The organism is Bacillus sp. 7884-1, assembly GCF_002272245.1.
Lineage (GTDB): Bacteria > Bacillota > Bacilli > Bacillales > Cytobacillaceae > Neobacillus.
Map to the genome: position 1 here is coordinate 1 of NZ_NPDD01000364.1, position 345 is coordinate 345.

General features: G+C 50.4%; 1 rRNA gene. It reads left to right on the top strand.

The features are described from left to right. Positions 1-345 (top strand): 23S ribosomal RNA (locus CHI06_RS29125); the annotation flags it as partial.

Genomic DNA, 345 nt, shown 5'->3' on the forward strand with positions numbered 1-345 from the left:
AACTTCGTTCCCTCCTGAGTGGATCCTGAGTACGGCCGGACACGAGAAATCCGGTCGGAAGCTGGGAGGACCATCTCCCAAGGCTAAATACTCCCTAGTGACCGATAGTGAACCAGTACCGTGAGGGAAAGGTGAAAAGCACCCCGGAAGGGGAGTGAAATAGATCCTGAAACCGTGTGCCTACAAGTAGTTAGAGCCCGTTAATGGGTGATAGCGTGCCTTTTGTAGAATGAACCGGCGAGTTACGATTACATGCAAGGTTAAGTTGAAAAGACGGAGCCGCAGCGAAAGCGAGTCTGAATAGTGAGATTTTAGTATGTGGTCGTAGACCCGAAACCAGGTGAT